A 16,166-nucleotide genomic window follows, 5' to 3' on the forward strand; every position below is an offset into this window, starting at 1 on the left:
GGCCAGGCGATGCGGATGACGACGGCTTCCCGACCCCCAGCCTATTTTTGTGGCGTCCCCCATTCAAGCCCAATAGTTGTGCTTTACAGTGCTACTAAAGCTCATACCCCCACCTGGATCTCGCCATGACCGATGCCTTGCCGCCCGACCTGCTCATCACCGCCGACGACGAAGTGCGGATTCGCCAGCATCTGGCGCTGGTTGCGCTCGGCAAGGAGAAGGCCGACCGGTCGTTGCGCGTCGGGCGGCTGCTGGATGTGCACGGGCGGCGTTGGCACGAGGATCAGGAGATCGTCATTTCCGGCCGACGAATCGCCTGGGTGGGGCCGGCGGGGACGTATCCCGGCGAGATCGGGGAGCGATTCGAAGAGCCGAATTTGGCGGCCGTGCCGGGCTTCGGCGAGGTGCACAAACATATCGAATCGAGCCACCTGACACCCGAATGGGAGGCGGCACTGGTCATGCCGCGCGGTTGCACCTGGGTCTGCGAAGCGAGCCACGAATTTTCTAACGTCAACGGGCCGAACAATCTCGAATTCTGGCTCAAGGCGCGACTGGCCGGCTCGCCGATGAAGATTTTCCCGTTGCCGGGCTCAGCCGTGCCGCCCACGGCCTATGAGTGGGGCGGCGGGCACTTTGGCTATGAGGAGCAGCGCGATTTTCTCAAGCAAAGCCTGATGGTGAGCGGGCTCGACGAGGTCATGGACTGGCCGGCGGTGTGGAACCCCGAGAACCCCTCGCATGAGCGGCTGTGGGGCATGATCCGCGCGACGTTCGAGCAGCGCGGCGTGGTCGAGGGCCATGCGGCGGGCATGCGCGGCATCGACGATATCAATGCCTTCGCCGCTGCGGGCATGGCATCGGACCATGAGGCGTGGACGCTGGACGAGGTGCGCGACAAGCTGCGGCGCGGGCTGTTCATGGAAATCCGGCCGCACTCGCTGCCCGACATCGTCAAGGGCCTGCTGGCCGACGGGCAGGACGACTGGAGTCAGTTCGCGCTGTGCACGGACGATCGCTCGTGCACCGATACGCTCAAGCTCGGCGCCACCGATCACAATGTGCGACTGGCGATCGAGGCGGGGCTGGCGCCGGAAATCGCGATTCAGTTGGTGACCATCAATCCGGCGCGGCATATGCGGCTGACGCCGTGGGTCGGCTCGATCGCACCGGGGCGGTTCGCCGATATGGTGCTGCTGGACGATGTGGCGAGCCTTTCGATCGCCAAGGTGTGGGCCGATGGCGAAGCGGTGTCTGAGGGCAAGAGTTTTTCTGGGGCAGTGCCCAGGATCGACTGGCCGGATTGGGCGACGAAGACGGTGAAAATCGACCGAGAGATGACGGCGGCGGACTTTGCGATTGCGGCCGAGCCGGGGCGTGCGAGCATGCAGTCGGCGGTGTTGCGGCCGTTCCATTGGGCGGATGATTTCATCACCATGGAATTGCCGGTGCGCGACGGGCAGGTGCAGCGCGACGAGGCTCGCAACGTCACCAAGTTCACGATAGTCGACAGGTTTTCAGGGGAGGGCAGGACGTCGAAAATGTTCTGGCTCGGCACCGGGCCGCGCACGGCGGATACGGCGCTGGCGGCGTCGCTGGGGCATGACAAACACAATATCTGGGCGGTCGGATCGTCGGATGCGGCGATGGCGACGGCAGTCAATGCGCTGCGCGATATCCAGGGGGGCTGGGCACTGGTGCGCGAGGGCAAGCTGGTGGCCACGGTGCGCTACGAGGTGGGCGGGCTCATGAGTTGTCGGCCGGCGGAAGCGTTGGATGCCGAAATGCAGGCGCTTTATGCCGAGGGCGCGAAAGTGGACTGGATGTATGAGCCGACCTTCTCGCCGCGTTGGTGGCCGGGTTTTCCCGAGCGGCTAGCGTTCGCGACACTGACCTGCGCGCCCTGGCGCTGGGTGCTGGTGGCACCGTCGCCGCTGGCGCCGGAAGGGTTTGTGAATGTGGCGACGGGGGAAGTGCATCCCATCGTGTGGTGAGGGGCGGAGAGACGCTGCGCTCTCCCCTCCCTCCCCCTTGAGAGGAGGGATTGAGGGTGGGGGTGTCGGAGGTCGGGCGGACTCTTAGATTGCTGAACCGCCGACACCCCCACCCTAGCCCTCCCTCAAGGGGGAAGGGACAGGTCGGTAGCTCTCGAATTGCCGTGAAAACTTGAGACTAATGTGGCCTAGAACCGCCCGATCTCCGTCCGCACCTTCTCGATAAACTCGTTCAACTGCGCCGCCGTATTGTTGTTCATGTCATAAAGCGCCAGGTATTTCGGCGGTTTCGGCGTGCGGAACGTCACCCAGGCCCAACGCCTCGCCAGGCGGCGCGGGGGATCGCCCATCACCATGGTGCGCCAACGATTGCCCCCATAGGTGGTCACGAACGCGACCTTCTTGATGTGGGTGAGATTGGGCAGCAGCTTCCCGCGGTCGCCGCCGCCTTCAAGGATGAACGACACGCCGGGCAAAAACACGCGGTCGAAATAGCCCTTGAGGATGGCGGGGTAGCCGTAATTCCACACCGGGTGGACGAAGACTAACGCCTCCGCAGCCATCAGGCGATCGACATACGGCTTGATCGCCGGGGTCAGATTGCCCGGCACTTCGTGATAATTGAGACGTTCCTCGCGACTGAGGGTGGCGCTGAAACCCTCGTCATAGAGATTGAGAGCATCGACCGCGTGGCCATTGGCGGTCAGCGTCTCGACGACGGTGTTGAACAGCGTACGGTTATAGCTGGTCTCGACCGGGTGGGCATGGATGACATGGACCCGCATCAGGCGGCACTGACCGGATTGAGGCCGTCGAACAGCCAGGCCTTGCCAGCGTTGAAATCGAAATCGGGGTTTTCCCAGGCGATCATCTTGCCGGGATTGAGCATGCCCTTGGGATCTGCCTCCTGCTTGAAGGCGAGTTGCTTGCGGTCGGTCTTTTTCATCCCGCCTTCCTCCAGCGTATAGCGATGCGGATTGAACACGGCGCAGCCGTGGTCCTCGTGGATCTTGACGATCTCGTCCAGCCGCGCCTCGGTGGTGTAGCGCACCATGGGCAGGCCGGCGAAGGTCACCTCGCCATCCTGCCGCGTCATCTCGATATGCATCGGCAATTCGTCGCCAAGCAGGGCGACGATTTTCTCCACATGGGCCAGCGTTGGGTAGCGGGTTTGGAGATACGTGATGGTCGGATCGGACTTGAGCGCGCGGAGCGTCGTGTGGTTCCAGGCCAGCTCGTATACCGGCGGCAGGCGCTTGAGTTCTTCGGGCGTTGCCTCATCGGCGCGATACAGCATCTCGCCGTTGTGGTGGCTGACGAACAGCGTCATCGCCTCGGCCGCGACCGGCGCGACCATCAGCAGCACGACCGATTGGCCGTCCTTGATATAGGGCTTGTGGCGGTTGAAATAGGCCTCAGGGATCGGCGCGGCGCAGGGGGACACTTCCTTGAGCAGCAGGCCATCCTGCTTGGCGGCAGCCTCGGCGAAGCGGCAAGCGTCGATGAAATCATCGAACCCCACCATCATGTCGATCCACTCATAGCTCGTGGTCAGCGGCATTTCGGCTTCGACGATAATGCCATTGGTGCCATAGGCGTGGGCGACCTTGAGGATATCCTCGCCCTTGAGGTCGAGCTCGCGCGGCACCGCCTCGCAGGTGATGACCTTGAGGCCCAGAATACTGCCCAGCGCGCGCAGACCACCCCAGCGCACCGAGCCGACGCCGCCCGACCCGCCGGCGATGAAGCCGCCGATCGAGGCCATGCGATAGGTCGAGGGGTGGAAGCGCAATTCGCCGCCGACAGCAGCCTTGGTCTGGTGGTCGATCTGTTCCAGCACGGCACCGGCTTGGGCGCGCACACGATCCGGCTTGATCTCGAGCACCTTGTCCATGTTCATCAGGTTGAGCATGGCGCCGCCCGCAAGCGGCATGGCCTGGCCGTAATTGCCGGTGCCGGCGCCGCGCGGGGTGATGGCGACATTATGCTTGTAGGCCGCGGCGAGGATGGTCTTGACCTCGTCGTTGGTGCGCGGCGACACCACGATCTCGGCGGTGACGTGATCGAGCTTGGCCTTGAGGACTGGCGAATACCAGTAATGGTCGCGGCTGCGCTGCTGCACGATGCGGGGATGGTCTTCGACCGGAATGGTGCCAAGGTCGGCGCGGAAGGCGGCAATGCTCATTGTAGTCGTCCCATCAAGTCGTCGAGTTCGCGATAATCGGGCAGGGTGGTGTCGATCGGCATGCCGTTGCGGATGACGATGCGGTCGGTTTGCGGACGGCTCATCAATTCGCTCCAGGCGCGGGCGCGGGAGATGATGAAATCGGCCGGTTGGCCGACGGCGATGGTGGCCTTGTAGGCGAAGTCGCCATGATCGGCCGGGGAGGCGCCGACGGCGCGGACCCAGTCCCATGCCTGATCCTGCGGGTGGTCGAAATGCAGGATGCGCGCGCCTTCGCGGAACACTTCGGCGCCATCGAGGTCGCCATAGGCGTAGAAGGGGTCGCGCGTGTTGTCGGAGGCGATGGCGACAGTGGCGCCGGCCGCCTTGAATTCATTGAGCAGGGTGACGCCGCGCCGGATCGGCGTGCGCACCGCGCCATTGCCGTTGTCGCGATCCTGCAAGTAGATGTTGCACATTGGCAGCGAGACGACGGCAATGCCGGCTTCGACCACCTTGTCGATGGTGGTTTTGACGGTGCGCTCGTCCTGAACGGTCAGCACGCAGCAATGGCCGGCCATGACCTTGCCGGTAAAGCCGGTTTCCAGCACCGCTTCGGCCAGATGCAACAGGGCATGGGCGGCGGGATCGCCGGTTTCGTCGGTGTGCAGGTCGAGATCGAGGCCGAGATTGCCGGCCTTTTCTACCACGGCGAGCATGGCTTGTTTGGAGCGGCCGTAAACCGCCACCGAACCGCCAAGCAGGCCGCCGGAGGACTTGACCTGCCGGGCGATGGTATCGAGGGCAACCGGGTCGAGCATGGTATCGGGGCCGATGATCGCGCAGGCCTGCAACTCGATGCGGTCGGCCCAGCGCTCGCGCATTTTCTCGAACAGCGCCCAACTGATTTCATGCTGGGGCGGCGCTGAATCCAGGTGCGTGCGGATGGCGGCAGTGCCGTGGGCATAGGCGCAGCGGAGGGAAAAATCCATGCGGCGCTCGACGTCCGAAGCGGCCCACAGGTTTTCGCGGTCGGACTGCACGGCGAGCAGGGCTCCCAGCCAGGTGCCGTCCGGGTTTTCCTTGCGCGGCCAGATATGGCCCTTGTCGAGATGGGTATGGATATCGACGAAGGCCGGCAGCACGAGGCCATTGTCGCAATCGTATTCCGTGCCGCCGCCAGCGGCTTCGATGCTCGGCTCGATGGCTGCGATCACGCCATTGACCACCGAGATATCGCGCTTTTCAACGCGGCCGCCGCGCTGACCCATGGCAGCGACCGGAATGGTCGCATTCTTGAGCACGAACGTGCCGGTGGCGGAGAAAGACGACTTGTCGACCACGCTCAGTTCTCCCGCCGAATGGCGCTTTCGTGCCAGCGATGCAGCACCAGCCAGGAGACAAAGGAGGTCAGCCCGTAAATGGCGATGCCGGTGCCGCACAGCATGATGAGGGCCGCGAACATGCGCGGCAGGTTAAGCCGATACTGGCTTTCCAGCAGCCGGAACGCCAGCCCCGAACCTTGACCGGCCGAGCCGGCGGCAAACTCGGCCACCACGGCGGCGATCAGCGACAGGCCGCCGGCGATGCGCAGGCCGGCCATGAAATAGGGCATCGAGGCCGGGATCTTGAGAAACAGCAGCGTCTGCCAGCCATTGGCGCCATAGAGTTCGAACAGGTTCAGGAGGTTATGATCGACGCTCTTGAGGCCCTGCACCATGTTGGAGAGGATGGGAAAAAACGCCACGAGGAAGGCGCAGATCATCAGGGCGCTTTGGGTATCGGGCGCGTAGATCAGTATCAGCGGCGCGATGGCGATGATCGGGGTCACCTGCAGGATGACGGTGAATGGCGACAGCGCCAGTTCCAGCCATTTGGACTGCACGATGATGATGGCCAGCGTCACGCCACCGACCAAAGCGATCGCTAGCGCCATGACGGTGATGCGCAGCGTGACCCAGAGCGCCGGCCACAGCGTGGCGGAATCGGTGAACAGCGCCACCGCCGCGTCGCCCGGGCCGGGCAGGATATATTTGGGAATCCCATTGGCGGTCACGATCCACTGCCAGGCGGCAATGCCCAGTGCCAGCGCCACCAGCGGCACCACGACCTGGAGGACCTTTTCGTTGTTGGACATGCGCGGCAGCAGCACGGTGACGGCGCTGTCGGTGCCTTTTTCGGCCACGGCCTTGATATCGCTCATGGCTCAGCTCTCCGCCGATTGAATGGCGCCTTGCAGCGCGTCCGACACCTTTTGGCAATTGGCGCGGTAGAATTCGGAGACCCGATAGGCGCCATCGCGCACTTCGGGCTGGGCGATTTTCAGATCGGTAAACACCTGGCCCGGCCGGGCTCGCATGACGACGATGCGGCTTGAGAGGTAGGCCGATTCATAGACCGAGTGGGTGACGAAGATCACCGTGATGCCGGTTTGTTGCCAGAGGGCCAGCACGTCGTCGTTGAGCTTCTGGCGGGTGATTTCGTCGAGCGCCGCGAAGGGCTCGTCCATCAGCAGCAGCTTGGGGCGGGTGACCAGGGCGCGGGCGATGGAGACCCGCATCTTCATGCCGCCCGAGAGTTCGCGTGGATAGGCGTCGGCGAAGTCCGCCAGCCCGACACTGCGGAGGTTCTCCATCACCTTGTCGCGCGCCTCGGCCTTGCGCACGCCGCGCAGTTTGAGCGGCAAGTGCACATTGCCGAACACCGTTTCCCACGGCATCAGCGTCGGCTCCTGGAACACGAAGCCGACATCGCCCTCGGGCAGGCCGTGTGAATTGATCTTGGAACTGGGCCAGTCGATGCTGCCCGAACTGGCAGCGCCCAGCCTGGCAATGATGCGCAGGGCGGTGGATTTGCCGCAGCCCGAGGGGCCGAGCAGGGAGATGAATTCGCCACCGCGTACGTCCAGCGACATGCCCTTGAGCGCCAGCGTGCCGTTGGAAAACACCTTGCTCACATTGTTCATGGCGACGACGAGGCGGCGCGGGGCCGTGGGGGCTGAAGTGTGGACTCCAGCGAGAGCTAAATCGGTCACAAGCAAACCCGTGTTAGGGCTGAAACGGCGCGGACAGGATTACCCGCGCCGATGGTTGGTCGCCTACTTGGCGACGGCGAGGTCCATGCCGACGCCCTTGCAGACGAACTGGGTCGTATAGGCCTTGGAGATGTCGATACCGGCCTCGTAGACGCCTGCTTCCACCATGCTGTCGTAGAATTCCTTCCAGCGCGCGTCGGTCATGCAGCCAATGCCCTTGGTTTCGGCATCACCGGACACGACGATGCCGTATTCCTTCAGCTTGGCGATGGAGTACTCGATCTGGCCGTCGGTCATTTCGGGATTGTCGGTCTTGATCAGGTCATTGGCGGCTTTGTTGTCGCCATAGAGGTAGTTGTACCAGCCGATCTCGGTGGCATCGACGAAGCGCTGCACCAGGTCGGGGGTCTTTTCCACGATGTCTTGACGGGTTTCGATCGTGGTGGAATAGGGCGCGTAGCCGGCGTCGGCGAGCAGTATAACCTGCGGCTCGGTACCGGTCTGCTTGCCGATTTCATAGGGCTCGGAGGTCAGGTAGCCCTGCTGCACGGCCTTGGGATCGGCGATGAACGGTGCCGGATTGAAGGTGTAGGGCTCGTACATCTCGTCCTTGAAGCCGGGGAATTTTGCCTTCATCCACGGCCAGTAGCCGGCAAAGAAGCTGTCCTTGCCCATGATCAGCTTGCTGGCGCCGACCAAGCTCGCCACATCGGTGAAGCCGGCTTCGGGATGCGCCAGCAGCACCTGCGGGTCCTTCTGGAAGATGGCGGCGACGGTGATGCCTGGAATGCCTTGCTTGACGTCATCGATGGTGGACATGCCGCCCATGTAGAAATCGATCTGCCCGGCGATCAGCAATTGACCATTCGGCGCCTGCGGTCCGCCCTGGCGGATGGTCACGTCGAGCCCGTATTTGGCATAAGTGCCGTCGGCGACGGCCTGGTAATAGCCGCCATGCTCGGCCTGGGCCAGCCAGTTGGTGCCGAACGTCACTTTGTCCTGCGCGGCGGCGAGGCCGGTCAGGCTACCCAGGACCAGCGTGGTCGTGGCGGCCAGTGTCATGAACTTCATCTCGATCTCCAAAGCTCCGGATGTGCACCCGTCCGGTCGTGGTGAATTCTTGTGCGCCTTTGAGGCATGCCCATTCTTTGCGTCATATCTCCATGATGGAAAGCTAAAAATGCGGCAGATAGAAATATTGCCTGCATGGGGTGCAAATCGTGCGCGATGGGCTTGCAATCAGTTTTAGTGCAGCTAACATTCCCGCCTCAAGGAACCCACCCGCATGGCCACGTCTCTCGCGCCCGCCGATATTCATCCGCCTTTTGCCCCCTATAGCCACGGCATGAGCGTACCCGCCGGCCAGCAGCTTGTGTTCGTCTCCGGCCAATTGGGGATCGATGCCCAAGGCGTGGTGCCCGCCGATTGTGCCGGGCAGGCGCGCATCTGTTTCGACAATATCGCGGCGGTGCTGCGCGAGGCAGGGCTGGGGCTGGAGCATGTCGTGCGCATCAACGCCTATGTCACCGGCCGCGAGCATCTGCCGGCCTATATGGGCGTGCGCAATGGCCTGTTTGCCGAGCCGTATCCGGCCTCGACGCTGATGATCGTCAGCGGCTTTGCCCGCGCAGAATTTGTCGTCGAGATCGAAGCGGTCGCCGCTGGTCCAATGAAGGAATAAGCATGCCGCGCAAGATCTGGTGGACCGATTTTTCCGCTTCCGAGTTCGAAGGCCTCGACCCGGACAAGACCATCGCCATCATGCCGATCGCGGCGGTGGAGCAGCACGGCCCGCACCTGCCGGTGGGCACCGATACCATCATCAACCAGTCCATGCTGGACCTGCTGGTCACCAAAATCCCCGACACTCTGGATGTGCGCATCCTGCCGGTGCAGGCGGTGGGCAAGTCCAATGAGCATATCTGGGCCAAGGGCACCATCAGCCACAAGGCCACCAACCTGATCGATGCCTGGACGCAGATCGGGCTGGAAGTTGCCCGCGCCGGCATCAAGAAGATCGTCTTCATCAACTCCCATGGGGGCAATGAGGAAATCATGTGCATCGTGGCGCGCGAACTGCGCGTGCAGGCCGGCATACTGGCGGTCAAGAGCGGCTGGCGGTTCACCCCGCCTGGCGTGTTGAGCGACGTCGAACGCCGCCACGGCATTCATGGCGGCGACGCGGAGACCTCATTGATCCTGCACTTCCGCCCCGACCTGGTGGACATGTCCAAGGCCCAGAATTTCGTCTCCATCGCCGCAAGCGACGAAACGGAGTTCAAATACCTCCGCCCCACCGGCGCCTTTGGCCACGTCTATGCGTGGATCGCCTCGGACATCAATCCTGGCGGCGCGGCGGGCGATGCGACCCTCGCCAGTGCCGAAAAAGGCCGCATCATCGCCGAAGCCAATGCGGTGGGAATGCTGGAGGTGCTGGCCGAGGTTGAACGCATGCCGCTGCCCGGCACGCGCTAAATCCTCACCGGCCCGAGGCGCTGGGTAGCTTGAAGACCTCGATAATTCTCATCATCGCCACCAGATGGGTGTTCTCGGCCGTCTTCGGCTCGCGGCATTTCACATGGGTGACGACGGTGAATCGCGCGCCGTTACGCTCGCCCGAAGCGGCGAATTCGAGCCGCTGCCACCGCTGTGAATATCGCGCCCAGGTCACCTGAAACTGCATGCTTCAGCTTTAGCCAGTCTCCCATCATCGATCAAGGCGATGACAATTGCGCGGTGGGTACAGAGTTTGACTGAATGACGGTGATTGTGCACAGTGTGTCGACAATCTTGCACAATGGAGTACAGCCATGACCCAACCCGAACGAGAGCAGCGTCTTTCGCTGGCCGATATCGAGACCCTGGCTCGTGATGTACTGCTCGCGAGTGGGGTTTCATTGGCCCATGCCGACACGATCGCGCGCAATGTGACGGCGGCGGAGGCTGACGCATGCCGCTCGCATGGGGTCTACCGTTTGCTCGGCTATGTGAGGGCCGTCGCCAGCGGCAAGGCTGACGGCAAGGCGGTGCCGGTCGTGACCCAGACATCGCCCGCCATCGTCAAGGTGGATGCGGGCCGCGGCTTCGCACCGCTGGCCAACGAGATGGCGCGGCCCGCCTTGGTCGCGGCGGCGCAATCGCTTGGCATCGCCGTGCTGGCCATCAACAATTGCTATCACAATTCGGCCATGTGGGTCGATCTCGAGCCGCTGGCGGATGCCGGCCTGGTGTCGATCGGCCTGACGGCGGGACAGCGCAGCGTGGCGCCGCATGGGGGCAGCAAGCCGGTGTTCGGCACCAACCCGTTCGCCTTTGGCTGGCCACGGCCAGACCGCGCCCCCTTCGTCTTCGACTTTGCCACCAGCGCCGTGGCGCGGGGCGAAATCGAACTGCATCAGCGCGCCGGAAAATCCATTCCATTGGGTTGGGCCGTCGACGCGGAGGGTCGGCCGACGACCGATCCCGCGTTGGGACTTGCGGGCGCCATGTTGCCGTTTGGCGGCCACAAGGGCACGGCGCTGGCACTGATGGTCGAGCTGCTGGCCGGGCCGATGATCGGCGATCTCACCAGCCAGGAATCGTTTGCCGAAGACGAAGGACGGGGCAGCCCGCCCCTGGGCGGTGAACTCATCATCGCCTTCGATCCGGTGCGGTTTCTGGGCGAGGATGCCGCCGACCACATGGCGCGAGCCGAAACGCTGTTTTCCAGCATTTCCCAGCAGGACGGCGTGCGCCTGCCAGGCGATCGCCGGCTGGCTGCTCGTGCACAATCGGCGCGCGAGGGCGTTTTGGTACCCACGCGCCTGTTTGACGAACTCCAGGCGATCCGCTCCCGAGGCTAGTCGGCCCGCTCAGCTCGAGGCGCGGGGACCGCCGTTTTCGGCGACCATACTGATCAGTCGCTTGAACACATTGGCGCTCTGGCGAATGCCGTCATGCTCGAACTCATTGGTGATCCAATGGCTGAGATTGCCCACCTTGCCGGCCGTCTCCAGCGACAGGCCCGCATCCACATACATGTCGTCGTGGTAAATGATCGCCGCAACCGGAATATCGTTGGCGGCGAGCCGGGGCAGGTCGTAGAGCGGGCTGAATTCCGCACGCTGGGCCAAGGCTTCGGCCCCGGCCCTGAATGGCCTCAGCGACCGGATGTCGTCGAGCATCCAGGGGAACATCATTTCGCCCGTAAACAGCAGGGGGCGGGCCGTGGTGGCGAATTGGGGCAGCGTGTCGCGCACCCGCTGTGCCGCCCAGGCAGTGGCTCCGGACCCGGCACCATAAATGCTCTCCTGCAGCACCATGAACAGCGGATTGCCGTCGTAACTCGTAGCGTGCATGACCTCGGCGAGGAAGTGGTCGGACAGGCGATCGCGGCTCGGCGTGGCAAAGGCCTCGTCGACCAGCCAGTGGATGTTCTCGAACCCAGGCGCCATGCCGAAATCGATGCCCACGGTCTGCAGGCGCCTGACGGTGAGCAGGTCGCCATCAGGAAGCCGAACTTCGTTGTTGTCGATAAAATCGGCAAGGGCCGCGACGGTGGCGGCGTCGTCCGGGTAGCGCTTGTAATAGCGCCCGTTCTTGGCTTCGACGCGCGGATAAGTCAGGCGATAGACCGCATCGGCCGATGGCGTGATGCTGGCAAGGCCTCCGGCGACGTAACAGGCCCCGAGGCCCTCGGGTGCCTGGCTGAGATAGGTCATGGTCAGGAAGCCGCCATAGCTCTGGCCCAGCGATTGCCAGCGGACGCCGTCGAACACGGTTTTGCGCAAGTGCTCGAAGTCGGCGACGATGGAATCGGCGCGGAAATGGGCGAGATAGTCGCCCGCCGCCTGCGGGTCGGCAAAGCCCGCCATGGTGTCGGCATCCACCGGCGTGCTGCGGCCGGTGCCGCGCTGATCGGGCAGGATGACGCGGTGGGTCTTGAGCGCTTCGCCCAACCAGGCGGGGCTCGTGGTGGTCGGCCGGGGCGATTTGCCGCCGGGGCCGCCTTGCAGGAACACCAGCAGTGGCAGCTTTTCATCCTTCTTGGTCGGATCGACCACCTCGCGGGCGAACAGCTTGATTGTCGGGCCGTCGCGGTCGCCAAACCAGTCCAGCGGAACATCGACAAGATGGTCGCGAATGTGACGGCCGGGCATGGTGTATTGCGAGATGAGCATAGCTTCTCCTAGCGCACGCGCGGATCGAGCAGCACGTACAGAATGTCGACGATGATATTGGACAGGACGATAAAGAAGCCGCCCAGCAACACCACGCCGATGATGATCGGCCGGTCCTGGTTATTGACCGCCTGAACCGCCAGCGCGCCGACGCCCTGCAGGCCATAGACCTGCTCGATGACGATGGCGCCGCCCAGCAGCAGGGCAATATCGGCGCCGAGCTGGGTCACCAGCGGGGTCAGGGTTGCGCGCAGGCCATGCTTGAACACGACCTTCGTCTCGGACAGGCCCTTGGCACGCGCGGTTCGGATGTAATCCTCGCCCATCACTTCGAGCATCTGCCCGCGGGTCAGGCGCGCATAGACGGCGGCCGTAGTTAGCGCCAGCGTCGCCCAGGGCAGGGCCATATGCCAGGCCCAGACCGCCGGATTGGGCCAGAAGGGCTTGAAGCCGCCTGCGGGAAACAGCGTGAACCCGGCTTGGCGCGGCAGGAAATAGAAGACGTAGAGCGACATCATTCCCAGCACGAAGGTGGGGAAACTCAACCCGATCAGGATAAAGCCCTGCCCCAGCCGGTCGCGAAAGCCGCCAGGATGGCGCGCCGACATGATGCCGATGGGAATGCCGACCGCCAGCCACAGGATGACGCCTCCAGCCACCAGCGACAGCGTGGCGGGGAGCCTATTGGCGATCAGCGCCGCTACGGGTTGCTGGTTGCGATAGGAAAAGCCCAGGTCGCCATGCGCGGCCTTGCCGATAAAGCTCAGATATTGCTCGTAGATGGGTCGATCGAGCCCCAGATTGGTACGGATCTGGATTAGTTGCGCCTCGGTGGCCTTATCGCCGGCGACCATGCGCGCCGGATCGCCCGGGGCAACAAAGAACAGGAAGAACACGAAGGTGCTGAGCACCAGAAGGATCAGCGCCGCAAAGCCCAAGCGGCCGGCGAGAAAGCGGATCATGGCTTGGCCCCCGTTGGCTTGACGCGGATCGGCCGCGCCTTGGGGTCGAGCGCGTCGCGCAGGCCATCGCCCAGGATGTTGAACGACAGCGTCGTGAACAGCAGCGCCAGCCCGGGGAACAGGACCAGCCACCAGGCGACCAGATAGATCGAGTTGGCGCCGGCATCGGCCAGCATGCCGCCCCAGCTCGGCGCCGGCGGCACGATGCCGAGGCCGAGGAAGGACAGGGTGGCCTCAAAGACGATGGAGCCGGGGATCATCATAGTGGTGTAGACAATGATGGGCACGCTCAGATTGGGCAGGATATCGACCACCATGATGGAGAGCGAGCCTGCCCCCAGCGAGCGGCTGGCCTGTACGAATTCGCGTTCCCGCAGCGATTTGACCTGGCCACGAATGACGCGGCCCATCGTGGTCCAACTGAAGAACACGATAACCCCGATGCTGAGCGACAGGCTGGGGCCGAACACCGAGACCAGCGCCAGCGCACACAGCAGAAAGGGCACGCTCATGATCAGGTCCATGGCGCGGCTGAGGACGGTATCGACCCAACCGCCGAGGAAACCGGCGAGCAGGCCCACGGTGACGCCGATGAATGCGGCGAGGAGCGAGGCGACGACGCCCACCAGCAGCGAGACGCGCGCCCCGTAAGCCAGCCGCACCAGAACGTCGCGGCCCAACTGGTCGGTGCCGAGCCTGAATTCGGCATTGGGGGCGACCGGCAGGCCGGTGGGCGAAAGGCCCGTCTGGCGGAATTGCTCGATCGGGGAGTGGCCGATCCAGGCCTCGACCAGTGGAGCCGCGGCGGCAAAGGCTACCAGCAGCACGATGAAGATGAAGGCGACAAGACTGGCCCGGTCGCGGATCAGGCGGCGCAGGGTCAGGTCGAGCGAGCTGCGCTGGACGACGGTGGGCGGGGTGGTGGCCGACGTGCTCATGCCGGAGCTCCCCAGATGGTTTCGACCAATTGCCGTGTGCTGCGGCCCTTTTGCGGTGGGGGCACCACCGAGGCGGCCAGCAGGGTGCGGGTATAGTCGTTTTGCGGATTGGTATAGATCGCCTCGGCCTCCGCCAGTTCGACGATCTTGCCCTTGTTCATCACGGCGATGCGGTCGCAGACCTGCCGCACCACCGCTAGGTCATGGGAAATGAACAGGTAGGTCAGGCCCAACTCCTGCTGTAGCGAGCGCATCAGGTTGAGCACCTGCGCCTGGATCGAGACGTCGAGTGCCGAAACCGGCTCGTCGAAGATGATCAGCGCGGGATTGAGCGCCAAAGCGCGGGCAATGCCGATGCGCTGCCGCTGCCCACCGGAGAATTCGGAGGGAAACCGGTTATAGTGCTCGGGATTGAGCCCCACGGTCTCCATGAGGTCCTGCACCCGCCGCTTGCGGTCCGCCCCGCTGGCCACCTGATGCAGGCGGAACGGATCACCGATGATGGCGCCGACGCGCCGGCGCGGGTTGAGCGAGCCGAACGGGTCCTGGAACACCAGTTGCACCCGCTTGCGCATCTCCTTCCAGCCGGCATGATCGAGGGTGGCCATATCCTTGCCATCGAGCAGCACAGACCCGCTGGTGGCCGGGATCAGCCCGGCGATGACGCGCGCCAGCGTGGACTTGCCGCAACCGCTTTCGCCCACCAGACCAAGGGTTTCACCGCGCCGCAACTCGATATCGATGCCCTTGAGCACCTCGAACCGGCCCGCCTTACCGAAGAACCCGCCCGTGGCAAAGCTCAGTTCGACATTGTCCACCTTGAGCACGACCGGAGCCGTGGCGTCGGCATTGCGCCCACCGACCGCGGCGCGTTCCGCGTGAATCGGCTCGACCGGCGCTTCGAGCCAGCACAGGGATTCCACGCCGTCGCTGAACCGCCGGAGCGGTGGGCGCTGCGTTGCGCATTTCGGCATGGCATAGGCGCAGCGCACTGCGAAAGCGCAGCCCGCCGGTTTGTGCAACAGACTGGGCGGCCGGCCAGGAATGGCCACCAACTCTTCGCCGGCCGCATAATTGGACGGCGAGGAGGCGAGCAGGCCCGCCGTATAGGGATGGCTGGGCGCCCTGAACACGGCGGCGCTGGAGCCGAATTCCATGCGGTTGCCCGCATACATGACCATCACCTGATCGGCCACGTTCGAGAGCAGGCCCAGGTCATGGGTGATCATCACGACGGTGGCGCCCAGTTCCTTGCGCATCTGGTCGAGCAGGGCGACGATCTGCGCCTGCACGGTGACGTCGAGCGCCGTGGTGGGTTCGTCGGCGATGATCAGCGGCGGATTGAGCACCAGCGCCATGGCGATCATCACGCGCTGGCGCATGCCGCCCGAATATTGGTGGGGAAAGCTGTCGAACCGTTCAGCCGCATTGGCGATGCCGACCTTGGTCAGCATGTCGACGGCCCGCGCACGCGCGGCCTGCGGGCTGACCTTTTCGTGGGCGTGGATCGCCTCGGTGATCTGGGCGCCGATGCTGTAATAGGGATGCAGGCTCGAGAGCGGGTCCTGGAAGATCATGCCGATCCGCGCGCCACGCAATTTCTGCAACTGCCGCGGCGGCAGGGCCAGCAGGTTGCGGCCCTCGAAGATGACTTCGCCGGTGACATCGGCAAAGGGCAGGAGGCCCAGGATGGCCTGCATCATCACGCTCTTGCCGGAACCCGACTCGCCCGCAATGCCGAAGAGGCCACCGGCCTCGACGCTGAACGACACGTCTTGCACGGCGTGAATTGTTCCATCCTCGGTGGGGATGGAAACGCTGAGATGGCGCGCTTCGAGCACTGGCAAAACCGCACCGCTTTCTGCTGGAGGCAAATGAAAACGGCCCGAACCATGGATTGGTCCGGGCCGCGGGA

General features: G+C 64.0%; 15 protein-coding genes. 4 read left to right on the forward strand and 11 right to left on the reverse strand.

Annotated elements, in window-relative coordinates:
• Positions 1-125 precede the first annotated feature (125 nt).
• Entirely contained in the window at positions 126-1,994 is a 1,869-nt protein-coding gene (locus ABIB57_RS23200; RefSeq protein ID WP_354043624.1) for an adenine deaminase, read from the forward strand.
• Positions 1,995-2,182: 188 nt separating this feature from the next.
• Here ABIB57_RS23200 and ABIB57_RS23205 read toward each other — a convergent pair whose 3' ends face one another.
• The 6 genes from ABIB57_RS23205 to ABIB57_RS23230 form a co-directional block, all read right to left on the reverse strand.
• A complete protein-coding gene (locus ABIB57_RS23205; protein ID WP_354043625.1) occupies positions 2,183-2,779 on the reverse strand; it encodes an NAD(P)H-dependent oxidoreductase in 597 nt (198 codons plus the stop codon).
• Positions 2,779-4,179 carry an FAD-binding oxidoreductase gene (locus tag ABIB57_RS23210; protein ID WP_354043626.1) on the reverse strand — a complete coding sequence of 467 codons (1,401 nt, stop codon included), beginning with the start codon at positions 4,177-4,179 and terminating at the stop codon, positions 2,779-2,781. The genes ABIB57_RS23205 and ABIB57_RS23210 overlap by 1 nt, the downstream gene beginning before the upstream one ends.
• A complete protein-coding gene (locus ABIB57_RS23215; protein ID WP_502914461.1) occupies positions 4,176-5,501 on the reverse strand; it encodes a cytosine deaminase in 1,326 nt (441 codons plus the stop codon). Before ABIB57_RS23215 ends, ABIB57_RS23210 begins: the two co-directional genes overlap by 4 nt.
• A 2-nt stretch (positions 5,502-5,503) precedes the next feature.
• Positions 5,504-6,295 carry an ABC transporter permease gene (locus tag ABIB57_RS23220; RefSeq protein WP_354043681.1) on the reverse strand — a complete coding sequence of 264 codons (792 nt, stop codon included), beginning with the start codon at positions 6,293-6,295 and terminating at the stop codon, positions 5,504-5,506.
• A 69-nt stretch (positions 6,296-6,364) separates the two neighbouring features.
• Positions 6,365-7,123 (reverse strand): ABC transporter ATP-binding protein, encoded by a 759-nt coding sequence (locus ABIB57_RS23225; RefSeq protein WP_354043682.1) that lies wholly within the window; start codon positions 7,121-7,123, stop codon positions 6,365-6,367.
• Between the two features lie 132 nt (positions 7,124-7,255).
• On the reverse strand, positions 7,256-8,263 hold the full coding sequence (locus ABIB57_RS23230) for an ABC transporter substrate-binding protein (protein WP_502914462.1): 1,008 nt from the start codon (positions 8,261-8,263) through the stop codon (positions 7,256-7,258).
• A gap of 214 nt (positions 8,264-8,477) precedes the next feature.
• Between ABIB57_RS23230 and ABIB57_RS23235 the strand changes: the two genes are divergently transcribed.
• Positions 8,478-8,873 carry a RidA family protein gene (locus ABIB57_RS23235; RefSeq protein ID WP_354043627.1) on the forward strand — a complete coding sequence of 132 codons (396 nt, stop codon included), beginning with the start codon at positions 8,478-8,480 and terminating at the stop codon, positions 8,871-8,873.
• 2 nt (positions 8,874-8,875) lie between these two features.
• Entirely contained in the window at positions 8,876-9,667 is a 792-nt protein-coding gene (locus tag ABIB57_RS23240) for a creatininase family protein (RefSeq protein ID WP_354043628.1), read from the forward strand.
• A 4-nt stretch (positions 9,668-9,671) separates the two neighbouring features.
• Here ABIB57_RS23240 and ABIB57_RS23245 read toward each other — a convergent pair whose 3' ends face one another.
• Positions 9,672-9,875, reverse strand: a complete 204-nt coding sequence (locus ABIB57_RS23245) for a hypothetical protein (RefSeq protein ID WP_299724409.1) — start codon at positions 9,873-9,875, stop codon at positions 9,672-9,674.
• 127 nt (positions 9,876-10,002) lie between these two features.
• Here ABIB57_RS23245 and ABIB57_RS23250 point away from each other — a divergent pair, with 127 nt between their 5' ends.
• Positions 10,003-11,034: an Ldh family oxidoreductase gene (locus ABIB57_RS23250; protein ID WP_354043629.1), complete on the forward strand. Its 1,032-nt coding sequence runs from the start codon at positions 10,003-10,005 to the stop codon at positions 11,032-11,034.
• A gap of 9 nt (positions 11,035-11,043) precedes the next feature.
• On the opposite strand, the gene ABIB57_RS23255 is transcribed toward ABIB57_RS23250, so the two are convergent.
• From ABIB57_RS23255 to ABIB57_RS23270, 4 genes are read right to left on the reverse strand one after another with little or no spacing between them, the layout of a single operon-like run.
• A complete protein-coding gene (locus ABIB57_RS23255) occupies positions 11,044-12,351 on the reverse strand; it encodes an alpha/beta fold hydrolase (RefSeq protein WP_354043630.1) in 1,308 nt (435 codons plus the stop codon).
• Between the two features lie 8 nt (positions 12,352-12,359).
• The gene (locus ABIB57_RS23260; protein WP_354043631.1) at positions 12,360-13,313 is read right to left on the reverse strand and encodes an ABC transporter permease; all 954 of its coding nucleotides are present in this window, start codon (positions 13,311-13,313) and stop codon (positions 12,360-12,362) included.
• Complete coding sequence (locus ABIB57_RS23265) at positions 13,310-14,251, reverse strand: ABC transporter permease (protein WP_354043632.1); 942 nt, start codon at positions 14,249-14,251, stop codon at positions 13,310-13,312. Before ABIB57_RS23265 ends, ABIB57_RS23260 begins: the two co-directional genes overlap by 4 nt.
• Positions 14,248-16,092 (reverse strand): ABC transporter ATP-binding protein, encoded by a 1,845-nt coding sequence (locus ABIB57_RS23270; RefSeq protein WP_354043633.1) that lies wholly within the window; start codon positions 16,090-16,092, stop codon positions 14,248-14,250. The genes ABIB57_RS23265 and ABIB57_RS23270 overlap by 4 nt, the downstream gene beginning before the upstream one ends.
• Positions 16,093-16,166 lie beyond the last annotated feature (74 nt).

Source organism: Devosia sp. UYZn731 (genome assembly GCF_040546795.1).
Lineage (GTDB): Bacteria > Pseudomonadota > Alphaproteobacteria > Rhizobiales > Devosiaceae > Devosia.